This window comes from Burkholderia sp. 22PA0106 (genome assembly GCF_047497155.1).
Classification (GTDB): Bacteria; Pseudomonadota; Gammaproteobacteria; order Burkholderiales; family Burkholderiaceae; genus Burkholderia.
Genome location: NZ_CP163163.1, coordinates 2,536,188 through 2,556,761, shown reverse-complemented (window position 1 = coordinate 2,556,761; position 20,574 = coordinate 2,536,188). Strand labels below are relative to the sequence as shown.

Here is a 20,574-nt window from a genome sequence, read left to right as displayed (position 1 = left end):
TCTGCGTTCTCCGCGACGCGCTGAACAACGCCGGCCTGGCCGGCACCGTGGAAAAGACGCGATGGCAGGGGGCAACTGGAATCCCGAAGTGATCAAGCCAAAGCCACGTTGTCGCGTCTGCGGGCGTGTGGTGCCGACGAGTGATTTCGTGCGACTCGGTGGTGTGAAGGCGCCCGCGTGGATCGCTGGCAAGGACCGCAGCGCATTCGAAATCTAACGCTACACGATGCTGCCAGGCAGCTACCGCCGCGTCGGCAGCTGGTTGAATGACTTTCCGTCGCGCAGGCGCTCAAGCCGATCGAGCGCCTGCCGCATCACCGACAGCGGCATGGTGCGAAGCTGACCGTCTTGCCAGGCAATCAGCGAGGCCATGAGCTCGTCGGTCTGGGCGTCGAGCATCCACTTTCCACTGGCCTTGCCGTGCTCGAGCGCGACGTTGATGCCGCGTTCCGCGGCGACCAGGACCTCGGCCCGGATCTCATGTCGCCGGGCTTCGTCGATAAACCCCGCCAAGACCACCAGCTGCAACAGGATGGCTAGTCCATGCGCGCATCCCTGTCGCATACGCAAGGCCTGGAAAGCCGTGTGATATTGCAGTGATAACTCTTCAGCGTGTCGCTGGGGCAGCGGCAGTAACAGCGTGCGCTGTAGCCGGGCGCTCGCCGATGGCTGCGAGCGTCGCTGCGGGGTGCGGTGTTGTCGTGCCATGGACCGTTTCCGACGAGTACCAGCGCCCTACGAGGATGCCGTGGCGCCTTGGGTGCCGACCGATGAGGCGGCGTCTACCAGGTCGACGTGCGCGCCTGGCGATGATTGCTGTGGCCCGTTTCGACGACTCACATCGTGGGCGGACCGGGTCAGGGTGCGCTTGACGCGCTGCAGCCGGGATCGCAGCGCCTCGGCTTCGGCCGGGCGGACCGAATCGGCGACTGCGGCGACCCGCGTAACGAGCGCTTCGAGATCTTGCTGGTTGCCCCCGGCAGCCGGCGGCATCGAAGTGGCCGGCCGACTGCGCCGGTACGCGTCTAGCCACCGAGACAGGATTTGGCGTTCCTCGGGCGCCAGCGCGGCAGCCAACGAAGCGGGCACCTCGCCGTCGGCATGAAAGACGCCAAGGACCACGTGGCGCGTCCGCCTACGCGGCTGCGACCGCATGTCTTGTTCTGCCCGCATCACCTTGATGAGCCTTCCTTGTTCCCGAATCAGCATCTGTCGTCTGGTCTCCACGAGAGCCGTCGAAGCATACCGCATCAAATTGACGAAAACTGCAAAGCCTGGTCAGAAAACCGCGAGGTGACGCCTTGGCGGCCGGAGGGCGTCGTGCCGGTGCCGCTGGCATGGTAGATTCTCGGAAAATCAAACGAAATGAGAGAGGGCCGATGTCACAACGAGCCATGATCTGCGTCGGCGACACGACGACGCACGGCGGCCGCGTGCTCGAAGGGGATGCGTCCGCGACCATCGAAGGCAAGCCCATTGCCGGGGTAGGGCACAAGGTCATGTGCCCGCAGTGTAAGGGCGTGTTCCCGATTCTGCCGGATGCCGGGCGGGTGATCCCGCACCAGATTAACGGGCGCGACACGGCGGTCGCCGGCATGAAGACCGCCTGCGCCGCGACGTTGATCGCGTCCCAACATGCCATGTCGCTCGACGACATCGGCGCCGGCGTGGCGTCGACCGGCGCGGCGATCGCTGCGTCAGTTGCTCTGGCGCTCGCCCCCTCGCCGACACTTTGCCTGGAGTGCCTGAAGGCAGCGGCCGCCAATGCCGCGACGATGGTCGCGCGCGGGTGACGGCATGGATTCCACCGCGATCCGGGCGTTCTTTGACACCCGGCAACAGCAGCTCTCGACCGCCGTGCGGCTCTATGCCCTGGTCGACGGCCTGCTCTATGCCGACCAGGCCGGCGTGCCGCAGCGCTCGCAGGCATCGGTAGCGCTCTTCGACCAGACGCCGGACGCGTCCTTGGCCGACGCCGGGCCCTGGCTATTCGACTATGAGCTCGCCTGTGGCGCGACGCGCGCGGGACTGGCCTCGCTGGCCGACGGCGCCGGCGGCGTCGCGTGGCTGATCAGCGCCTACCGGATCGACGCGCTCGGCCTGACGGCAGCAACCCCTGCCGGCATATTCAGTTGTTTCCTGCGGGCAAGTCCACCCACCTCATCAGCGACGAGGACATGGGCAAGCTGTTCCGGCAGCTTGACAAGATCGAGGCCGAGGGACTGGAGAACTACGTCATCCCGTTGGCGATCCGCCTGCAATTCGAGTTTGCCGGCCGCCGTGGCGAAATCGTCTCGCTCGAATGGGCATGGGTTGATCTGGAGAATCGGCGCGTCGTCTGGCCCGACAGCAAGACCGGAGGCATGTCCAAGCCCATGAGCGAGGAAGCCTACCGGCTGCTTTCGACCGCTCCACGGCAGAAGGACAACCCCTATGTGCTGCCGTCGCCGCGCCATCCGGGGCAACACCTGACCACGGGCGAGTATTACGGCGGCTGGAGCCGCGCGCTCAAGGCGGCTGGTGCGACGCATGTGGGAACGCATGGCATCCGCCATCGCTCGGCCACCGACATTGCCAACTCGGGTATCCCGGTCAAGGTCGGCATGGCGCTGACGGCGCACAAGACCGTGGTGATGTTCATGCGCTACGTCCATACCGAGGACAAGCCGGTGCGAGAAGCGGCTGAGTTGGTAGCAAGCCGGCGCAAGACGATCATCGGCGCACGACGCGCCGAGGAGTCCACGGTGTGAACCAGCTCAGCGGCTTCATGCGCCTTGGCATGCCGCGCCAGCGGCGCTCGGTGAGACCTGCGCGCTGCTTGAGGCCGCGCATTCTTCCTCACCCATGCAAGCTGTACGAGAGCGAACGGACGGAGGCCGTTGTCGCATGGGTGCGGTAGTGGTTGCATTCTATATCCGAACGGGTATACTCCATGTCTGAGAAACGCAAGCTCCTTTACTGGGAAGGCTCCTCGAAGAAGGACTTCAAGGAGTTCCCCATCCCGGTACAGAAAGACATGGGGGTCGCGCTTTTCGTTGTCCAGTTGGGCAGCACTCCCGGTTCAGCCAAGCCCTGGAAAGGGCTCGGCTCCGGAGTGTATGAACTGGTGGAAGATCACCGGGGCGATACGTTCCGCGCGGTCTACACCGTGCGCGTAGGCGACGCCGTGCATGTGTTGCATGCGTTTCAGAAGAAATCCAAGTCCGGCATTGCCACACCTCAGCCGGACGTGGGGTTGATCGAGAAGCGGTTGAAGGCAGTGCTCGCCCGATATGGTGCGAGCGGGAGATCGTGATGACGCGCAAAGACCATCCTCAAGGTACCGACAACGTGCTGGCTGACCTCGGCTTCGCTGACGCGGAAGAGCTGTCAGCGAAGGCCGTCCTAGCGGTCAAGCTGAACGAGCTGATCGATAAGCGCAGCCTTAGCCAGATTGAGGCGGCTCACATCACCGGCATGACACAGCCCAAGGTGTCTCAGGTGCGACGCTACAAGCTGCAGAACATATCGCTTGAACGCCTAATGCAGGCGCTGGTCTCCCTAGACCAGCATGTCGAAATCGTCGTTAGGCCGGCGCGACGTGCCCATGCTGCCGGCATCACGGTTGCAGCTTAACGAGCCGAGCGAGCCAGAACCGCAATGAAATTCGCATACGAAGACCTGAGTGATGGTCAGTTCGAGACGCTGATCGTTCTCCTGTGCCAGCGGCTGCTTGGGGCTTCCGTACAGGGCTTTGCAAAAGGGCCCGATGGCGGACGCGATGCCAAGTTCATGGGAACGGCGGAACTGCATCCAAGCAAAACAGCGCCGTGGGTCGGTACAACCATCGTCCAGGCCAAGCACACCAACGGCTACAACCGTAATTTCTCCGAATCCGACTTCTTCAGCACGACGGCCGCGAACACCGTTCTGGGCAAAGAAATTCCCCGCGTCAAGAAACTGCGCGAGGCCAAGCAGCTCGATCACTACATGCTGTTCGCTAACCGTCGTCTGGCGGGCAATGCCGAAACGGAGATACGCGATTACATCGCGTCTCAATGTGGAATTGCCGCCCCGTCGATCTACCTCTGCGGATTGGAGCAACTGGAGATTTGGCTGAAACGTTTCCCCGAAGTCGCGAGAGAAGCAGACCTCGATCCGGTCGATTCGCCGTTGATCGTCAGCCCCGATGACCTAGCCGAAGTAGTGCAAGCGCTGGCCCGACAGAAAGATGGTGTGGTCGCACTGCTTGACGATCCACCGACTGCGCGCGTGACCTACGAGCAGAAGAACGCACTCAACAACATGAGTGCCGATTACGCCAAGGCGCAGCGGCGGAGGTACCTGAAGGAGACCGCTCAAATTCGGGCTTTCCTGGCAGCACCGGAAAACCTCGACTTGCTGCGCATGTACGAGTCGGTGGTCGATGAGTTCCAACTCAAGATCATCGCCAAGCGCAAGGACTACCAAACCTTCGACGAGGTTATGGAGTATCTGGTGGACCTGTTGTTCAGCCGCGATCCTGTCTTGCGACAGCACGCCCACAAGCGCTTGACGCGCGCCGTGCTGTTCTACATGTACTGGAACTGCGATATCGGGGAGGTGGGCGATGCTGCGGCCGACCAAGCACTCTCACCCTGATCGCACGGTCATCAACGTCTCGTTGCTGCTGTTGGCTCGCCTGAAGGCGCGGCGCGTGGACGAGTACGACGTGCTGCGCAAGTTTGCGAAAAAAAGTGTCGTCGGCGGGGACGTGTTGTTCTTGCCGGCATTGAATTTTCTGTATCTCATGGGCCTGATCGAATATCGCCCCAAGACCGACGCCGTGGAGTACATGGGGCCAAATGAAGCTGTCTAGACTTTATTCCAGCAAGCCTGACTTGTTCGAGCCCGTGGAGTTCGTCCAGGGCTTGAATGTCGTCATGGCTGAAATTCGCCTGCCGGAGAACCGAAACAAGGACACTCACAACCTCGGTAAGACCACGCTTGGGCGGTTGCTCGACTTCGGCTTCCTTGCCAAACGCGACCCCAAGTTCTTTCTTTTCAAGCACGCCGAATTGTTCCAGGACTTCATCTTCTTTCTGGAGATCGAGCTGGAAGACGCATCGTTCGTGACGATCCGGCGTGGCGTGGAAGAAGCCACCAAGATTAGTTTCAAGCGCCACGAGGCCGGGCACCAGGACTTGTCAGGATTACCGCTAGCGGAGTGGGACCACCAGGACATGCCCTTCGAGCGAGCGCGTGACCTGTTGGATGGACTGCTTGATTGGCGTGCACTCAAGCCTTGGGCTTTTCGCAAAGGCTTGGGCTACCTGCTGCGCTCCCAGGACGATTTCCGCGACGTGTTTCATCTGCGCAAGTTCGCGGCTGCGCATTCGGATTGGAAGCCTTTTCTGGCTCACGTTCTTGGCTTTGACGCTCAACTAGTGGCGCAGCACTACGAGAAGGAAGAGCAGCTCGCGGAGAAGCAGTCCACCGCGCAGACCATCAAGAACGAGCTGGGCGGGTCCATTGAGGACATCAGCAAAATCGAGGGCATCCTGCTGCTCAAGCAGAAAGAGGCTGAGAAGAAGCAGAAACTGCTCGACGCCTTCGACTTTCGTGCTCAGGACAAAGACAGCACCAAGCAGTTGGTCGATGACATCGACGAGCGCATCGCGTCGCTTAATGCCGAACGCTACTCGCTTAACCAGAACAAGAAGAAGATCATCACCTCGCTGGAAGAGGATCAGATCCTCTTCAACCCTGACGAAGCGCAGCGCCTGTTCGAGGAAGCCGGCGTCCTGTTCAAGGGGCAGATCAAGAAGGACTTCCAGCAGTTGATTGCCTTCAATCGGGCAATTACCGATGAGCGCCGCGGCTATCTGCAGGAAGAACGCGCAGAGGTCGAAGCTGAGCTTAAGCGCATCAATGCAGAACTGAATACCTTGGGCAAAAAACGCTCGGAGATGCTTTCATTCCTGAGTGGAACCGACATCTTTGGCAAGTACAAGCAGGTCTCGGACGAGATGGTGACGCTGCGCGCTGACATCACTTCCCTGGAGCGTCAACGCGGCTTCCTGCATCGTCTGCAGGAGCTGCGAACCGAGATCAGGGCGTTGACCGAAGAGCGTGGGCATCTACAGACCCAGATCGAGGCGGATGTCGAGAAGCAAAACTCTGATCAGAACAGCTTGTTCTCGGCGATCCGCGTGTTCTTCAGCGAGATTGTCGAAGAGGTAATCGACCGCAAGGCGCTGCTGAGCGTATCGCCGAACCAGGTGGGGCATTTGGAGTTCAGGGCGGAAATTCTTGACGAGTCAGGTAATGCAACCAGTGCCGACCTTGGACATACGTACAGGAAATTGCTGTGCATCGCTTTTGACTTGGCCATCTTGCGAGCCCACCTGGACGACAAGTTCCCGCGCTTCGTTTACCACGACGGCGTGTTCGAGTCCCTGGATGATCGCAAGAAAGAGAATCTGCTGGCGGTCATTCGCCGGTATGCCGACTTGGGGCTTCAACCCATCATCACACTGATTGACTCAGACCTGCCTTTGCGGCCTGGCGATGACGAAGCTGTATTTAGTGCCGACGAGATTGTCGTGACTCTGCACGACGAGAGTGAACAAGGGCGACTCTTCAAAATGCGTGCGTGGTGACTTCGAGGTGACGATGAGAAGCAGACCCCATGACGAGGCGGTGGCCGAGCTGTACCGCAGCGATCCGGCGTTCGCGCTCGAAGTCATCAACGGCATTCTGGAAGACGGCAACCAGGCCGAACTGCTGACCGTGCTGCGCCACATAGCGCAGGCGTTCGGCGGCGTGCCGGCCATCCTCAAGGCAATGGGACTGCGGCTGGCCGTGCAGCCGCCGCCATCGTCGCCCTCTGTCCATGCGGCATGAGGCCCGTTGCCTATGGCGAGCACCGTTCATCCGATCCACTTTGAAGACTATAGCGGCGTTCAATTTGAACGCCTTGTCTTTGCCTACCACGTTCGTGCCGGCTGGCGTGACCTGATCTGGCATGGTCAATCGGGCGGCGACCAGGGGCGAGACATCTTCGGAATCGAGGAGTTCGATGATCGTCCTTCGCGCAAGACGATTATCCAGTGCGCGAACCGCGACTCGCTGACGCTGACGAAGGCCCGCGCCGATATGGAGAAGGCCGTCGAGGTTGTCGGAGGCAGACCTGATGTCTTCAAGTTCGTCTGCCGCGGCTCTGTCTCCGACGCCAGCAGAACACGGATCGCCGACGCCGCTGATGCACTCGGCGTCGAGCATGTGACGATCTGGTCGAGCGTCGAGTTCGAGGAGAACCTGCGCCTGCGCGGCGAATATCTCTTGCATCGCTTCGTTCGGGGTGTCGAGTTCCCCGAAGCCGGAGCGGAGATCCGCAAGTTCGTTGACGACTTCCCAGACCTGTCCGACGCTGATGCGCTGGGCCTGATGGCCGCGGTGTTCGACCGGCCAGCATTTCGCACGCCGTTCCAGCAGGAGAGTTCGCTGCCGGCGTTCCAGCAAGCCGTCGAGGACACCATCGGTGCCCTCAATACCGGTGTGTGGCGAACCCGCGAAGGTGCGGAAATCAGGCGCATCCCCTCGATCCATCACATTCGGGACCAGCGCGTTCGCACGGTGCTGGCGCAGGTCGTGCGCCAGGTCGATGAACTGCGCCGCATCTTCGTCTCGCGCCTTCGGGAAGGCGAGATTCGTCACTGTAGTTGCGGCAATAAGGACTGCCCCACGTACATGCTCAGCGCTCGTGTTGCCAATGAACTGGATGCGGCCCGCGACCGCATCCTCACCACATTTCGCTCGGTGCACGCGCCGTTCGATGTTGCCCTTCGATAGACGCGGAAGCATAGGTAACCCGCGTATCGCTCGCCTACGTTGAGCAACGCATCGACCTCTATCTGCGCTTCGGCGAGCCAGCGCGTATCGTCCGGCTCGACCGCTGGCGTCGCGTCGCGGTGTTCCTGCCTGGCGCGATGTTCTGCCGCATCCGCTGGCACGCCAACGAGTACGGCACCGTGCGCTGGCAACTCATGGTGATGCAGGCTTGGCCGCGCACGTGCGCCGGCTCGAAGCCCTGCGCCGCGCCGGCGTGGTGGAGCGCGAAGCCGAAGGCGTCTGGCGCATCCCCAACGACCTGGCCGAGCGTGGTCGCCAGTACGATACGCAACGCCGCAGCGGCGGGATGGCGGTGGAGATGAAATCGCACCTGCCCGTCGAGCGGCAAACCCGCGTGATCGGTGCCACCTGGCTCGACCAGCAGTTGATCGGCGGCGGCAAAGGGTTTGGCGACTTGGGCTTTGGGGCCGAGGTCAAGGATGCGCTACGGCAGCGCGCCGACTTCCTGGCCGAACAGGGACTGGCCGAGCATCGCGGGCAGCGTGTGATTTTGGCTCGCAATCTGCTGGCGACGTTGCGCGGGCGCGAACTGGCGAAGGCCGCGCAGGGCATAGCCGCAGAAACCGGCCTCGAGCACCGTCCGGTGGCCGACGGGCAGCGCGTGGCCGGCATCTACCGGCGCAGCGTCATGCTTGCCAGCGGGCGCTACGCCATGCTCGACGATGGCATGGGGTTCAGCTTGGTGCCTTGGAAACCGGTAATTGAACCGCGGTCGGGACAGCAACTCGCCGCGACGGTGCGCGGCGGTGGTGTGTCTTGGGAGATTGGGCGACAACGTATGCCAGGAATTGGACGACACGCAGCTCTGTCCGGGATTCGGGAGCAATCGTCCATACGGGCCAATCTACCGCTATGCGGCGTGCAAACCGAAGGCGGTAGCTATTTCCTTTCTCTACCGGCCTTACGCGTGACGACGCCACTTACCAAAGGCGTCTGATCGGGTTGATGCCACAAGGTCTTCAAGTGATCGATAAACCATCTCCCTGCGGGCCCAGGTGGTTGCGAAGGTTGGTAGAAAGCGGACATCGTCAACACCCAACCTGTGGCGCTTGGCATTTCGTCCACATCCAGAACGACTAACGTGCCTGCAGCGATGTCTTTCTCGATCATGTGCAAGGGCATCCCTCCCCATCCCACGCCGTCCTTGAGGAACGCATATTTCGTTGACAGGTCCGCCAAACGCCAAGTCGATGGTGAAGCGACGCCGAAGTCTCGACCGGCCGTAAGGTCGGACCTGTCGGTAATAACGAGTTGGATGTGTTTCGCGAGCACGCGCGGTGGTATCCGATGCTCCACTTTCGCGAGCGGATGATCTGGTGCGGCGACCGCGACCAATGACAATTCGCCTAGTCGCTCGCTAACCAACGACGGAAATGCCTGCGGCAACGGCGGCAGGATGCCAAGACTGCATCGACCATCCAGAACGGGTTGATAGGCCGCTCCCAAACCCTCGACGAAGAGGCGCAGCGGCGTCAATGGAAACCGATGCGCGAATGCTTTCGCGGCGGCGCTGACCACGGCGGTCGGAAAGAACACGTCAACCACTACCGCGAGTTCAGGCTCGACGCCTGAAGTCATCAGCTTGGCACGAGCCTTCAGCGTGTCCACGCCGGAGACGATGTTGCGGGCGTCTGCGAGCAACAGCGCACCCTCTGGCGTGAGCTTCGGGAACCGGCCCGAGCGGTCAAAGAGCACGACCCCTATTTGGTCTTCCAGTCCACCGACCCAGCCGCTCACCGCTGACTGAACCCGGTTGAGCTTGCGAGCTGCGGCCGAGAAACTGCCTTCATCCACGGCAGCAATGAAGGTTCTGAGCTGATCCAGAGAGATGCCATCGAGCATTGGTGTTTCCTTCATCTCATAAACAGATGGTATGTATCTCAATATACCGTCTTCTAAGATGCGTCGCTTGTCCCCATAGTAGTGACCTACGCAGCAAGGCTGCCCACGAAGAGCACTACTTCATGCGGCAGGTTGCAGATTGAGAACGCTCAACCCTGGAGTCTTCAATGACTTATTCGATCATCGGCAGCGGCGCCGTCGGCGCAGCCCTCGCCCGTCAATTCGCCCGCAACGGCATCACGATCGGTATCGCGAATTCCCGCGGTTCGGACTCCATCGCGGCGCTGGCCAAAGAGCTTGGTAGCAATGTCGTGCCATTGACGCTGGAGGAAGCGCTCAAGGCCGACGTGATTCTCTTGGCAGTCCCTTTCTGGGCGCACCGCGACGTCGCCAAGGCCGCCCCGACATGGAAGGGCAAGGTCGTCATCGACGTCACCAATGCCTATGGCGTACCGCTGTCCGACCTCGACAACCTGCCTTCGTCGGCGATCGTGGCGAAGGCGATGCCTGGCGCGCACCTCGTGAAAGCGTTCAACCATCTGCCGGCAAGCGTGCTCGCGCAGGAGCCTGCTACTGCCGGCGGCCGTCGGGTGATCTTTCTGTCGAGCGACGACGAAGGCGCGACGGCGACGGTCGCCGCCCTGGTCCAGCAACTCGGCTACGCACCGATCAGTCTCGGCAAGCTCGCGGAAGGCGGTCAGTTGGTGCAGGCCCGGGGAAGGAACTGGACGCAGCTGATTTTTCAAGACCTGTTTAAAAAGGTGGGCTGACCCATGTACGACCATGTGATTTGGCCCGAACGGTATGACCCGAAGAAATCAGCCATCTACGCGCTCAACGACATCGACGTGAAGGCACCTCCCGAAGTGGTGTGGAAGCTGCTTGTCGACGCAGTGAACTGGTCCAGCTACTTTCCGCCCGAGGATCAGGTCGAGATCCTGTCCAGCGAGAAGGAACTGAAGCTCGGAACCCGGTACCACCGGGTGACGGTTGGCTATCCGATGAGCCTCACAGTCACGGAGTGTGTGCCCAACCGGAGGCTCGCGTGGGCGACGACGGTTGACGGCGACGAGACCAAGTCCAGCGCATACCACGGCTGGGTCATCAGCCCAACCCCAGAGGGCTGTCACGTGCTGACGGAGGAGACGCAGCAGGGTGAGTTCTTCGTCGAGTTGCTCGGCCGCCAGCATCCCGGTGGTCTGTACCGCTATCACCAGGATTGGGTCGAAAGGCTCGCCCGCGCAGCGGAAGCGGCGAAGTAAACAGTCCACCGGCTGGGCGCTGTATCGCGACGTGGGCGTGGACTCCATTCTGCAGTGCTCGACCGTGCTGGTGGCGCTCGGCCTGTCATTCGTCAGAGCGCGCCGCCTTGGCCCCGAACTGACTTCTCACTCTCTACTGGAGAAAGACATGAAGATCGAACTCAAAGGCCGCAAGGCAATCGTCACGGGATCGACCGCAGGTATCGGCCTGGCAATCGCTGAAGGGCTCGCGCGTGCGGGTGCATCGGTGGTCGTCAACGGACGTGGGGAACAGCGGGTCGTCGCAGCGGTGAAGGAGCTGCGTGCGGCCGTGCCCGACGCCGAATTTACGGGCATTGCCGCCGACCTCGCGACGCCCGAGGGATCAGCGGCCCTTGTCGCTCATGTGGCTGACGCCGACATGTTCAGCTCCGCGTCTGGTCTGTCGGCGGACGGCGTTAAACGCCGGCACCTTAGGGTTTAAGCGTGGGCAGCCACTTGGCGATCTCTCGGCCGATCAGTTCTCCGTGGTCTTCCTGCACGAAGTGACGGCCGGCCCCAAGCGGGATCGATGTGCAGTTCCTCAGCTCAGCTTGGAGTTTGGCGGCGCGGGTGGGGGATATGAACGCGCCGGGGTCAGCAAAGAAGAGCAGTTTGGGGATGTCGGTCTCGTGGAGCCATGCGATGTAGGCGTGGACCATGGCCCAAACATCGACTGGAGCGCCAGCGATCGGGAGCTCATTGGGGAAGCGATAGACAGGCTCACGCGACGCGGGGTCCAGGAATGGTTGGCGGTAGGCCTCCATCTCCTCCTCGGTCAGCTTGCGGACAACCCCGCCCGGCAGCACCTGTTCGATGAACCGGTTTTCGTCGATCAGACGCTTTCGACCTTGATCTGACCGGAAGGCGCGGAAGGCTTCTCGGGCGGGGGAGTCGATGTCGAGCCAGGTTGGGATCGGCGTGATGAACTCCATCAGGGCAAGGCCCCGGACGCGGTCCTGGTGACGGCGGGCCCAATCCAGACCGATTGCCGAGCCCCAATCATGCAGGACCAAGACTAGGTCCTTCACACCGAGTGCCTCGACAAAGGCTTCGAAATAGCGAGCCTGATCCTCCACGCCTGAAAGACGACGACCGGACCGTCCCCATGTTCGACATAAGCCATCTTCGAGCCAAGAATGTCGATCCGCTTCATTTGACGTTGAACCATGACGGTTTTCCTTTCCGGGGTGCGAGTAATCGGGGCGAAGGATTGAGAGAGCTATGGCCGCCCCTGCAAAGGCGGCGCGGTCGGCACCATCGACACGGGATCGCAACGAATCCAGGCGAGCTTTTGGGTCTCGACATTGCCGAATCAGCCGAAGTCGATGTTTCGAGCTCGGTCGCCTCCCGTCCGATTTCCTCGACGACCCGCTCAACTACGAGGCCAAGCGCCCCGCAGGGCCACGTCGATCAGCGCGTCCCCGTATTGTTCAGTCAAAGGCAAACCCAGTAGACGCCTGTAAATCAGCGAGCCGAAAAGCATGTCGATCAGCTGCGCCGGATCGACCGCGGCCGTAAATTCACCCGTCGCCTGTGCGCGCTCGATCTCGGCGATATCGGCCACCTGTCGAGCCTTGATGTGATCGTCAAACAGGTCCCGCAGAAGGGCCGGATCGCCCTGGCCCTCCGCGATCAGATCGGCTAGAACCTTCCCGAAGAGGCCGTTGAGCCCCGTTATCAAGCGACGCATCGTGGTCCGAAGTGCCTCTTCCGCCGTCGCGGCGGACGCGGGAGCCTTCACCGCGACGGCAATCCGCTCATGGAACATGGCCATGATGAGCGCGGCCTTTGAGGGCCACCACTTATAGAGCGTGGGCTTGCCCACGCCGGCCCTCTTAGCCACCGCTTCCATCGTCAGGTCCTTGGCCGGACCCTCCTGTAGCAGTGCAAAAACGGCGTCCATGATCGCCGCATGTGATTCCGCCGCGGCGCCGGGCGGCCGACCCGTCCGGGTCCGCGCAGGCGGGTTTGTCTTCATCCCCCTATTTTATCAGAACGGCACGTAAAGGAAAGTCTTGATTTTTGTATTTACGGAACGTATAGTTAAATAAACTAGGAGGTACCACATGGAAATCGACACCAGCAGCACCACAGCCCCTAAAAAGGGCCTCACGATCCTCGACCCAAACGCCGGTCACGTCACGACGATCAACACCTACACAGTCACACCCGAGCGCGCCGAGGAGGTGCTGTCGTATCTCGTGCATTCCGCAGAGGAGACCGTTCGCTTTGTGCCGGGCTTCCTGTCCTTTAGCTTTCACCTGAGCCTCGATCGCACGCAGATCGTCAACTACGGCCAGTGGGAAAGCCGCGAAGCGGTCATGGCCGCGCGCGAAAACCCCAAGGTCAAAGCGCTCATGGCCGAGACCGTGAAGGTCGCGGGCAGCTCGAACTCGGTGCCCTACGTGCTCCGCAAGTCGGTGCCGGCCGCCGGCGAATAGCGCCGCCACCCAACACAGCAATTTTCCAACGATCCCCAAAGGACACAATCATGACGAACGAAACTCCCAAAATCTTGATTACGGCCGCAGGCGGCAAAGTCGGCCAGCATGTTGCCAAACAGCTCTCGGACAAAGGCGTCGCGGCGCGCGCTGGGTTCCACAGCCAGGACAAGGCCGCCGCACCACAACAACCCGGCATCGAAGGCGTGGTGCTCGACTTCGAGAATCCCGAGACAATTGCCGCCGCCTTCAAGGGCATCGACACGCTGTTCCTCGTGACGCCGGGCTCGCCCTTCGCGGCGGATCAGGAAGAACGGCTTCTTGCCGAGGCCAGAAAGGTCGGCGTCAACCGCCTCGTAAAGTTGTCCGGCAAAATCGCCGAGCACCACACGGTCGGCTTCGGCGTGTGGAACACGGAAGCCGAGCGCCAGATCAAGGACAGCGGCATTCCCTACACCATTCTGCGCGGAAACTTCTTCATGCAGAACCTCTTCGGCAGCGCCGGCCAGATCAAGCAGGGCGCCTTCACGATGGGGCCGGCCGCCAAGAAAATCGCCTTGCTAGACACCCGTGACATCGCTGCCGTCGCCGTCGCAGCTCTCACCGAGCCGGGACATGGTGGCCAGACCTATGACCTCAATGGCCCGGAGCTGCTGGACGGCCACGCTCAGGCAGCGGTTTTTTCCGACGTCCTTGGCCGGCCGATCAAATACCTCGACGTGTCGGCGGCGGACTTCATTGAGAACCTGAAGAAGTTTGGGCTACCGGACTGGCTGGTCGAGGCTTTCGGTGTCGCCGCGGCCGATGCTGAGGTCCCGGGCGATCAGTCGAGCGCCACCGTCGAGCGGATCTTGCAGCGGAAGCCGGGCTCGCTGGCGCAGTTCGTAAGAGATTACCGCGGCGTTTTCGACGAATAACTACCCGCTGATGCGCGCGCATGGCGCAATCTCATTTACGGCCGCCCAGGTGCGATATGCGCAAAGCGGAGCGAAGCCGCACATTCGTAACCGCTCTGGAAGGTTCCCAAGGAGGTTAAGTGATCTCATCAGCCGAACAAATCGAGGACTTGTCGCAGCTCCGGAAGATGCGTTTTGTGTCTTTAGTAGAAGGGGCAACGCTCCTTCTGCTTGTCTGCGTGGCTGTTCCTCTCAAGCATCTGGCCGCGTTTCCGCCCGCAACCCGGCTCATGGGACCGGTTCACGGCGTCGCTTTCGTTCTCTACACCTGGATGCTTAGGCGTCGGCGCCGAGCTGGCCGCGCCGGAGAACCGCAACGGTGATCGCGTCATCATCGCCGGACGCGACAGCTTGCAGGACAGCGTGAACCAGGCCGGGCAGGAGATAACCAGGCGCAACCTCAACATCCAGCCGACGCTGACCGAGCGGCCGGGCCTGCCGGTGCGCATCATCGTCAACCGCGACTTGGTACTGCGGCCGTACCAGCCGCTGTTCTTCAACCGGGGGACTTCACGATGAGCACGACCAAGAAGCTGCGGCTGGCGTCGCGTCGCGCCACGCCTCCTCTTCGACCTGGCGGCCAGCATGTTCCATAGCGGACAGCAACGTCGCCTCGGTGAACCTGTCGGGCGCTCGCGTCTTGCCGTTGACCACGCGCACGCCGAGATTTTTCGCGGGCTCGCCGGCGCGCAGCGGCGGGAGTGCGGTCGGTGCGTCCTTGGCGTCCCCTTGACTGTCCTGATAGACGCTCAGCCAACCGTGCGTGGTCAAGACGCGTCCGCGGGCGATGAAGATATCCTCGCCGATCAGCGCGGTGCGGACAGTCGAGGAAAATTCGGCGTCGGGATAGAACGCCGCGAGCAGCCGGCGGGCGACCAAGTCGTAGATGCGGGATTCGTCTTGCGATAGGCCTTCGGCGGGCTTGCCGGTCGGCACGATCGCGAAGTGATCGCTGATCTTGCTGTTGTCGAAGACTCGCTTGATAGGGCGGATCCAGCCTTGAGTGAGGACCGGCGTGGCCTGCTGCGCGTAGCCGTGATCGCGAAGCGATTCGACAGTCCGTGTGACGGTCGGCACGTAGTCCTCCGGCAGCGCCTTCGCGTCGGTCCGGGGATAGGTCAGCACCTTGTGGCGCTCATACAGGACCTGGGCCAGATCGAGCGTCTTCTTAGCCGAGAAGCCGAATAGGCGGTTTGCCTCGCGTTGCAGCGTGGTGAGATCGAAGAGCGGGGGCGGCGCCTTGCGACTCGGCGACGTTTCCTCGCTCAGCGCGCGCATGGGCCGACCCTCACAGCGCCGGGCGATCGCATCGGCTGAGGGCCGATTCCAAAGACGCTCGCGCGGTGTGCCATCCAATGCCGACGCTCGCTCGGGGGCCTGCCATACTGCCTTGAACTCGCCGGCGGCGATGCCGACCTGCAGGTGGACCTCATGGTAGACGCGTTCGACGAACGACCGGATGGCTTCCTCGCGTTCGACGACGATCATCAGGGTGGGCGTCTGTACCCTACCGACGGGCGTGGTCTGGCCTGTGACGCGTCGGCAAAGACGCGAGCCGTTGATGCCAACCAGCCAATCCGCCTCGGCACGCGCGCGAGCCGCGGCGGCCAGCGGCACCATCTCGCGATCGGTGCGCGGGGACCGATGCGCGTCGCGGATGGCATTGGGTGTCATGGATTGAAGCCACATGCGCTTGATAGGCTTGTTCGACCGGGCGTAATCGACGATCAGGCGAAAGATGAGCTCGCCCTCGCGGCCTGCGTCGCAGGCGTTGATCAACAGGTCGACGTCGGCACGGTGGATCAGCTTGACGACGTGCTTGAGGTGCGTCTCGGTCTTCGTGAGCGCGACGACCTCGAAGGCCTCGGGGATGACGGGCGTCTGTCGTGCGATCGCTTCGGGCGCGGCGATTTCGGCCAGATGGCCAATCGCGTTGGACACGATGGTATCGGCACGTTCCCAGTCGCCGGTGGCCGAGCGTTGGAATCCACCGAGCGCCTTTGCGATGTCGGAAGCCACGGAAGGCTTCTCGGCAAGAATGAGGGTCTTCAATCCGTATCTCCGTCGTCAACGGCGTCGTCATCGCCGTCGTCGTCGACGGCGCCGTAGTAGAAGTCATCATCGTCATCGTCGCCGTAGAGTGCGGCCCGTGCTTCGGCCACTGCGTGACCAGCGTCTGCCGCTGCACGGCGCAATTCGGCGGCGCCGATTGCCACCATGAAGGCGTCTAGCGAGAGCGGGGGTAGCGTCTTGGCCACGGGTGAGGCCGCATTGAGCAGATCGGCCCCCCATTGCTCATAGATCTGCGATTTCCGCGTGCGCCGGCTAATGTCGCTGACGAGGTCCGCGATGGTTCGCGGATCATCAACCTCGAGCTGAACGCGTTGCGCGGCCTCGAATAAGGCGCGATGACGGGCGATGGCGTCGTCCGAGCCGGGGGAGGCTCGATCGGCGAGAATTCGAGCGAGCGTGAAGCGTCCGAGCGAGCGCACGTAGTGTGCGATCGCGTCGGACGCCAGGGCGAGAAAGGCGGAGTGCTCGCCCATTTGTTTCTCGGCGAGGATGAGAGTCTTCAATTCGAATCTCCATTGCCGACGGCTTCGCGGGTCGAATCTCGAAGGCTTACGTAGCTAAGCGCACTGGGGTTGTGCTCGAAGTCGTAGAGGGTTTCCGCTGGCCGCGGCGATCACCGTCGCTTCGTTGGCGGCTGCGCGCTCTAACTCCTTGGCGTCTATCCCGGTCATGAGCGCTTCGCGGCAGATAGAATTCATCGCGCGTGCGGTGCAGCGCGCTAGGCACAACACATCGGCAGCCCAGCTTTCATAGATCAGCCATGGCTCGACACGCTGGTGCATCGCAGTGACCAGATGCTCGATCGTTGACGGGTCGTCAACTGTGATCTGGACGCGGAGCGCGACTGCGCGCAGATCGTGCTGCAGCTGGTCGGCCTCGGTGGGATCGGCGCGGGATAGCCGGATCTGGGCCGTGATGAACCAGCCCAGCGAGCTGACGTACGCTGCGATCTGCTTCGGCGACACGGCGAGAAATGGGCAATGCCGGTCCATTTCTACAGATCGTCGGTTTGTGGCTCGAAATGAGCGGGTGCGTGCGTGGCCGGTGGCGCCCCGGTACCGGCGTCTTCTTCGCGGCGGCGATAGGTGACAGAATCGACGCGGCCGAGATGCAGAAACACGCTATCAGCGGTAATGTCGAGGCCGGTCTGCTTCTCGTTGTGATCGTCTTCCCACACGTTCAGTCGCAACGTGCCGACGACGTGAACCCGCGCCCCTTTCGAGAGCAATCGAGCCACACGCTCGGCCTGGGGTTCCCAGACGCTGAGACGGGCCCAGAACCCGCCGACCTGTTCAAGTTCGCCGTTGGGAAGGCGGCGAAAGTCGTCACAAAAGACGGAGAACTGCGTCACCTGTCGACGGCCGTTCGCCGTATCGACGTGTCGGGAAGTGGGGGCGCCACCGAGGTTGCCGGTGGTTTCGATGCGATTGGGCATGTGCGACTCCTTAGAGCCGATAACACAACCTAGACGTGACGCTGCGAACGTCGTATCGTCTGCGGCATGGCAAGATGCAAAATCAGCAACGAATTGTGGGTGGCGCTGGAACCGCTGATTCCGGAGTTCACGCCATCGCCCAAGGGGGGACGGCGGCGCACGGTCGACGATCGAGCAGCACTGAACGGCATTCTGTATGTCCTGCAGACGGGTATTCCGTGGGAAGAGCTGCCGCAAGAGCTGGGCTTCGGCAGTGGCATGACGTGCTGGCGACGTCTGCGAGATTGGCAAGCTGCCGGCATATGGCATCGACTGCATCTGGCGATGCTGCGTCGGTTGCGTGAACACGACCAGATCGATTGGGAGCGCGCGAGCCTCGATGGAGCAAGCGTCTCCAGCCCCCGGGGGGCCAGGAAACCGGCCCCAACCCGACGGACCACGGCAAGCTCGGATCGAAACGACACATCGTCGTAGATGCACGTGGCATCCCGCTGGCTGTCACGATCACGGGAGCCAACCGACACGATTCGATGGCATTCGAGTCCACGCTTGATGCCATTCCTGCGGTACCGGGCCTGAACGGTCAGCCGCGCAAGCGCCCGAGCAAACTGCACGCTGACAAAGGGTATGACTTCGCGCGTTGCCGACGTTATCTGAGACAGCGCGGCATCAAGGCCCCTATCGCCCGCCGCGGTATCGAAAGCAGCGAACGGCTGGGGAAGCATCGTTGGGTCGTAGAGCGTACGCATGCCTGGTTCGCCGGATTCGGCAAGCTTCGAATTCGCTTCGAACGGCGCCTCGATATTCATGCCGCTCTGCTTGTCCTGGCTGCCGCCGTCATCTGCTCGAGATTCGTGGATGACTTGTGTTAGCGGTTCTTAGTCCTTGGTGACCCAGATCTGGCGCATCGTTTTGATCGCGCGCCAGGTTCCAACGAAGCCAGGCTTGAATATGAATGAATCGCCGGCACGCACCGTGACGGGTTCACCGCCGTCTTCCATGATCTCCGCCCCCCCTGCAAGAATGATGTAGAGCTCCCAGGAATCGCCGCGAATCGAGCGATCGGCGCTCGCGTGACTTCTCAGACGCCCATCGCCACCTTGCCGTCATCGGTCTTGTCGATGTTCCAGTTCTTGCGGGTCTGCTGCCCCTCGAGCTGCTTGTCTGGCAACCTGGCATAGGTATGGTGCTGCTCGCCGAGGGCGCTCAGCGAGAATTGAATAAAGGCTCTCATGGCTTGCTCGCGTGGGGGGGACCGCAAGGGCGACGCGACGCGGTGGCGCTACGAGGTCGCCGCGTCGTCCGGGGAGGGGGCGGAGCCGATCGGTCCAAGACGAGGCTCACCAGCCGGCGAAGCGCGGCCAGGTGGCGAGCTCGCCGTCCGGGTTCAGGGCAACATATTCGGGGTACTGAGCACCGGTCGCGCAGGCGTGATTCGGCAGAATACGAAGCCGCGATCCGATCGGGAAACGCGCTTCGACATCGGAATCTGTCGTATCGCGGTGACCGATGATGCCGTGCTCCTGGTTCGCGCCGGTCATGATGTAGTCACCCAGCACCTCGCCATTTTCACCGCACACGAGCCCGTACCCGAAGTCCTGCTTCTGGCTCTGCGTGCCCCGGTCGCGGCTCATGGCCATCCAGCCGGCGTCGACGATCGCCCAGCCTTTTTCCGGCTGATGTCCGATCACGGTCGTGAGCACGCTCAACGCGATTTCCGACGTGTCGTTCACGCCGACGTTGTGCATCACCAGATCGAAGAAGATGTAGACGCCCGCGCGGACTTCGGTCACGCCGTCCAGGTTTTCGGCCGCCAGCGCGGTCGGCGTGGAGCCGATGCTCACCACGTCGCAGGGCAGGCCGGCCTCGCGCAGACGTACGGCAGCGCGCACGGTGCCGGCTCGCTCCTGTTCTGCGATGCGCACCAGCGCTTCATGGGTGTCGTATTCGTAGCTCGAACCAGCGTGTGCGATGACGCCGCCAAGTCGCATGCCGCCGTCCACCAGCGTGCGTGCCACGGGGAGTAGCGCTGCGTCTTCGGGCGGAATACCGGAGCGGTGGCCGTCGACGTCGATCTCGATCCAAACCTCGAACGCTTCGCCGTGCTCGCGTCCGAACGCGATGATCTGCTCGACGCCGCGCAGGCTGTCGGCGACGAGCTTCAGGTTGCAGCCCGCGCGCCGCAGGGCGAGCGCCTGCGCGAGCTTGGCCGGTGCGATGCTGACCGCGTACACGATATCGCTCACGCCGGCGGCGAAGAACTGTTCGGCTTCCTTAAGGGTGGAGACCGTGATGCCACGTGCGCCCGCAGCGATCTGCGCCTGCACGACCGGCTCGCATTTGGTGGTCTTCACGTGCGGCCGGAACGCGACGCCCAATTCGTTGAGGCGCTCCTGCATGCGCGCGATGTTGCGATTCATGCGTGCGACGTCGATCAGGGCGGCCGGTGTATTCAGCGACTGCAGGTTCAAAATCGGAACTCCTTGCTAAATTCCGCGGGAGATCCTTGTCTGTCAGGGATCTCCGGCTCGTAGGGAGTCTCCACTATAGGAGCGCGGTTACGGCTTGTGTTTAACTGAAGATAAATCGATAGTTAAACGGGATTAAGAAGCTGTTGCGGAATTAAGTTTTGGGTCTGTTAACTTTTCCGACTTGGTGTTAACTTTCTGTCT

27 protein-coding genes and 5 pseudogenes are annotated in these 20,574 nt (G+C 62.0%); 20 read left to right on the top strand and 12 right to left on the bottom strand.

The annotated features are described in order from the left end of the window. Positions 1-240 precede the first annotated feature (240 nt). Positions 241-708, bottom strand: coding sequence for a hypothetical protein (locus AB4850_RS26145; protein ID WP_414442364.1), 468 nt, complete (start codon positions 706-708; stop codon positions 241-243). Between the two features lie 27 nt (positions 709-735). Further along, positions 736-1,209 (bottom strand): hypothetical protein, encoded by a 474-nt coding sequence (locus AB4850_RS26140; RefSeq protein WP_414442363.1) that lies wholly within the window; start codon positions 1,207-1,209, stop codon positions 736-738. A gap of 170 nt (positions 1,210-1,379) precedes the next feature. On the opposite strand from AB4850_RS26140, the gene AB4850_RS26135 reads away from it, so the two are divergent. The 12 genes and pseudogenes from AB4850_RS26135 to AB4850_RS26080 all read left to right on the top strand — a co-directional run. Then, positions 1,380-1,793: a PAAR domain-containing protein gene (locus AB4850_RS26135; RefSeq protein ID WP_414442362.1), complete on the top strand. Its 414-nt coding sequence runs from the start codon at positions 1,380-1,382 to the stop codon at positions 1,791-1,793. Continuing rightward, positions 1,765-2,037 (top strand): annotated as a pseudogene (locus AB4850_RS26130) (DUF4123 domain-containing protein); the annotation flags it as partial. The gene AB4850_RS26135 and the pseudogene AB4850_RS26130, both read left to right, overlap by 29 nt. A 59-nt stretch (positions 2,038-2,096) precedes the next feature. Continuing rightward, positions 2,097-2,750, top strand: a pseudogene (locus AB4850_RS26125) (tyrosine-type recombinase/integrase); the annotation flags it as partial. A 182-nt stretch (positions 2,751-2,932) separates the two neighbouring features. Further along, positions 2,933-3,295: a type II toxin-antitoxin system RelE/ParE family toxin gene (locus AB4850_RS26120; RefSeq protein ID WP_414442361.1), complete on the top strand. Its 363-nt coding sequence runs from the start codon at positions 2,933-2,935 to the stop codon at positions 3,293-3,295. Then, positions 3,295-3,615 (top strand): helix-turn-helix domain-containing protein, encoded by a 321-nt coding sequence (locus tag AB4850_RS26115; protein ID WP_414442360.1) that lies wholly within the window; start codon positions 3,295-3,297, stop codon positions 3,613-3,615. Before AB4850_RS26120 ends, AB4850_RS26115 begins: the two co-directional genes overlap by 1 nt. A 24-nt stretch (positions 3,616-3,639) precedes the next feature. Then, positions 3,640-4,620, top strand: coding sequence for an ABC-three component system protein (locus AB4850_RS26110; protein ID WP_414442359.1), 981 nt, complete (start codon positions 3,640-3,642; stop codon positions 4,618-4,620). Further along, positions 4,589-4,837: an ABC-three component system middle component 8 gene (locus AB4850_RS26105; RefSeq protein WP_094853047.1), complete on the top strand. Its 249-nt coding sequence runs from the start codon at positions 4,589-4,591 to the stop codon at positions 4,835-4,837. Before AB4850_RS26110 ends, AB4850_RS26105 begins: the two co-directional genes overlap by 32 nt. Positions 4,838-4,859: 22 nt before the next feature. After that, a complete protein-coding gene (locus AB4850_RS26100; RefSeq protein WP_414442358.1) occupies positions 4,860-6,620 on the top strand; it encodes a DUF2326 domain-containing protein in 1,761 nt (586 codons plus the stop codon). 13 nt (positions 6,621-6,633) lie between these two features. Then, positions 6,634-6,864, top strand: a complete 231-nt coding sequence (locus tag AB4850_RS26095; protein ID WP_414442357.1) for a DNA-binding protein — start codon at positions 6,634-6,636, stop codon at positions 6,862-6,864. A 12-nt stretch (positions 6,865-6,876) separates the two neighbouring features. Next, a complete protein-coding gene (locus AB4850_RS26090; RefSeq protein ID WP_414442356.1) occupies positions 6,877-7,812 on the top strand; it encodes a hypothetical protein in 936 nt (311 codons plus the stop codon). A gap of 50 nt (positions 7,813-7,862) precedes the next feature. Continuing rightward, positions 7,863-8,021: pseudogene (locus AB4850_RS26085) on the top strand (DUF2840 domain-containing protein); the annotation flags it as partial. Next, positions 8,021-8,665: pseudogene (locus AB4850_RS26080) on the top strand (DUF3363 domain-containing protein); the annotation flags it as partial. The pseudogenes AB4850_RS26085 and AB4850_RS26080, both read left to right, overlap by 1 nt. Before the next feature lie 86 nt (positions 8,666-8,751). Here the strand turns inward: AB4850_RS26080 and AB4850_RS26075 are convergent. Then, on the bottom strand, positions 8,752-9,714 hold the full coding sequence (locus AB4850_RS26075; protein ID WP_414442355.1) for a LysR family transcriptional regulator: 963 nt from the start codon (positions 9,712-9,714) through the stop codon (positions 8,752-8,754). A gap of 167 nt (positions 9,715-9,881) precedes the next feature. On the opposite strand from AB4850_RS26075, the gene AB4850_RS26070 reads away from it, so the two are divergent. The 3 genes from AB4850_RS26070 to AB4850_RS26060 all read left to right on the top strand — a co-directional run bounded on the left by AB4850_RS26070 (position 9,882) and on the right by AB4850_RS26060 (position 11,439). Continuing rightward, positions 9,882-10,484, top strand: a complete 603-nt coding sequence (locus AB4850_RS26070) for an NADPH-dependent F420 reductase (RefSeq protein WP_414442354.1) — start codon at positions 9,882-9,884, stop codon at positions 10,482-10,484. 3 nt (positions 10,485-10,487) lie between these two features. Then, the gene (locus tag AB4850_RS26065) at positions 10,488-10,976 is read left to right on the top strand and encodes an SRPBCC domain-containing protein (protein ID WP_414442353.1); all 489 of its coding nucleotides are present in this window, start codon (positions 10,488-10,490) and stop codon (positions 10,974-10,976) included. Between the two features lie 148 nt (positions 10,977-11,124). After that, positions 11,125-11,439, top strand: a complete 315-nt coding sequence (locus AB4850_RS26060; RefSeq protein ID WP_414442352.1) for an SDR family NAD(P)-dependent oxidoreductase — start codon at positions 11,125-11,127, stop codon at positions 11,437-11,439. Here AB4850_RS26060 and AB4850_RS26055 read toward each other — a convergent pair. Together AB4850_RS26055 and AB4850_RS26050 are read right to left on the bottom strand one after the other, a co-directional pair. After that, entirely contained in the window at positions 11,429-12,271 is an 843-nt protein-coding gene (locus AB4850_RS26055) for a haloalkane dehalogenase (protein WP_414442351.1), read from the bottom strand. The two genes, AB4850_RS26060 and AB4850_RS26055, sit on opposite strands and share 11 nt — an antisense overlap. 98 nt (positions 12,272-12,369) lie before the next feature. Then, entirely contained in the window at positions 12,370-12,900 is a 531-nt protein-coding gene (locus AB4850_RS26050; protein ID WP_414442350.1) for a TetR/AcrR family transcriptional regulator, read from the bottom strand. A gap of 163 nt (positions 12,901-13,063) precedes the next feature. On the opposite strand from AB4850_RS26050, the gene AB4850_RS26045 reads away from it, so the two are divergent. From AB4850_RS26045 to AB4850_RS26030, 4 genes and pseudogenes are all read left to right on the top strand, one after another. After that, entirely contained in the window at positions 13,064-13,438 is a 375-nt protein-coding gene (locus tag AB4850_RS26045; protein ID WP_414442349.1) for an antibiotic biosynthesis monooxygenase family protein, read from the top strand. Between the two features lie 50 nt (positions 13,439-13,488). After that, positions 13,489-14,355 (top strand): SDR family oxidoreductase, encoded by an 867-nt coding sequence (locus AB4850_RS26040; RefSeq protein WP_414442348.1) that lies wholly within the window; start codon positions 13,489-13,491, stop codon positions 14,353-14,355. 167 nt (positions 14,356-14,522) lie between these two features. Then, positions 14,523-14,717: a DUF3817 domain-containing protein gene (locus tag AB4850_RS26035; RefSeq protein ID WP_414445616.1), complete on the top strand. Its 195-nt coding sequence runs from the start codon at positions 14,523-14,525 to the stop codon at positions 14,715-14,717. Further along, positions 14,668-14,913: pseudogene (locus AB4850_RS26030) on the top strand (TrbI/VirB10 family protein); the annotation flags it as partial. The gene AB4850_RS26035 and the pseudogene AB4850_RS26030, both read left to right, overlap by 50 nt. On the opposite strand, the gene AB4850_RS26025 reads toward AB4850_RS26030, so the two are convergent. The 4 genes from AB4850_RS26025 to AB4850_RS26010 are packed head-to-tail and all read right to left on the bottom strand — an operon-like array spanning position 14,905 to position 17,902. Then, positions 14,905-16,446, bottom strand: a complete 1,542-nt coding sequence (locus AB4850_RS26025) for a DNA topoisomerase (RefSeq protein ID WP_414442347.1) — start codon at positions 16,444-16,446, stop codon at positions 14,905-14,907. The pseudogene AB4850_RS26030 and the gene AB4850_RS26025 overlap by 9 nt on opposite strands. Next, entirely contained in the window at positions 16,443-16,970 is a 528-nt protein-coding gene (locus tag AB4850_RS26020) for a hypothetical protein (RefSeq protein ID WP_414442346.1), read from the bottom strand. The genes AB4850_RS26025 and AB4850_RS26020 overlap by 4 nt, the downstream gene beginning before the upstream one ends. A gap of 54 nt (positions 16,971-17,024) precedes the next feature. After that, positions 17,025-17,459 carry a hypothetical protein gene (locus tag AB4850_RS26015; RefSeq protein ID WP_414442345.1) on the bottom strand — a complete coding sequence of 145 codons (435 nt, stop codon included), beginning with the start codon at positions 17,457-17,459 and terminating at the stop codon, positions 17,025-17,027. 2 nt (positions 17,460-17,461) lie between these two features. Then, positions 17,462-17,902, bottom strand: coding sequence for a single-stranded DNA-binding protein (locus tag AB4850_RS26010; RefSeq protein ID WP_414442344.1), 441 nt, complete (start codon positions 17,900-17,902; stop codon positions 17,462-17,464). A gap of 66 nt (positions 17,903-17,968) precedes the next feature. On the opposite strand from AB4850_RS26010, the gene AB4850_RS26005 reads away from it, so the two are divergent. Beyond that, a protein-coding gene (locus AB4850_RS26005) for an IS5 family transposase (RefSeq protein WP_414442343.1) occupies positions 17,969-18,774 on the top strand; the annotation gives its coding sequence in 2 pieces (ribosomal slippage) (positions 17,969-18,299 and positions 18,299-18,774; 807 coding nt in all). Positions 18,775-18,780: 6 nt separating this feature from the next. On the opposite strand, the gene AB4850_RS26000 is transcribed toward AB4850_RS26005, so the two are convergent. The 3 genes from AB4850_RS26000 to AB4850_RS25990 all read right to left on the bottom strand — a co-directional run bounded on the left by AB4850_RS26000 (position 18,781) and on the right by AB4850_RS25990 (position 20,373). Then, a complete protein-coding gene (locus AB4850_RS26000; RefSeq protein WP_414445615.1) occupies positions 18,781-18,957 on the bottom strand; it encodes a cupin domain-containing protein in 177 nt (58 codons plus the stop codon). 26 nt (positions 18,958-18,983) lie between these two features. Next, positions 18,984-19,136, bottom strand: coding sequence for a hypothetical protein (locus tag AB4850_RS25995; protein WP_414442342.1), 153 nt, complete (start codon positions 19,134-19,136; stop codon positions 18,984-18,986). 106 nt (positions 19,137-19,242) lie between these two features. Next, the gene (locus AB4850_RS25990; RefSeq protein ID WP_414442341.1) at positions 19,243-20,373 is read right to left on the bottom strand and encodes a DSD1 family PLP-dependent enzyme; all 1,131 of its coding nucleotides are present in this window, start codon (positions 20,371-20,373) and stop codon (positions 19,243-19,245) included. Positions 20,374-20,574: the final 201 nt, after the last annotated feature.